The following is a 460-nucleotide window of genomic DNA, read 5'->3' as shown; positions in this document are numbered from 1 at the left end:
GTCCCTGGAGCGCAGGAACGTGCTGAAAAAGGTGAGATTCTCTTTGGAACCATTGATACTTGGTTGGTTTGGAAATTGACTGATGGGAAATGCCATGTGACGGATTATTCAAACGCAGCTCGTACCATGCTCTACAACATTGAAGAGTTGAAATGGGATGATGAAATTTTATCTCTTCTCAATATTCCAAAAGCCATGCTGCCAGAAGTTCGTTCAAACTCTGAAGTTTACGGCACAACAGCTCCATTCCATTTCTATGGCGCAGAAGTGCCAATCTCTGGCATGGCAGGTGACCAACAGGCTGCCTTATTTGGACAATTAGCATTTGAGCCAGGTATGGTGAAAAATACTTACGGAACCGGTTCCTTCATCGTGATGAATACAGGTGAAGAGATGCAGTTGTCACAGAACAACCTTCTCACAACAATTGGCTATGGTATCGGTGGCAAAGTCTATTATG

1 protein-coding gene is annotated in these 460 nt (G+C 43.9%); it reads left to right on the top strand.

Features of this window, described 5'->3' with window-relative positions:
• Positions 1-460, top strand: a 460-nt coding sequence (locus tag C1G53_RS03375) for an FGGY family carbohydrate kinase (protein ID WP_269087984.1), incomplete at both ends; no start/stop codon positions are given.

The sequence above is a fragment of the Streptococcus suis genome (assembly GCF_002960445.1).
GTDB lineage: Bacteria > Bacillota > Bacilli > Lactobacillales > Streptococcaceae > Streptococcus > Streptococcus hyiners.
This window is presented reverse-complemented; position numbering and strand designations above follow the sequence as displayed.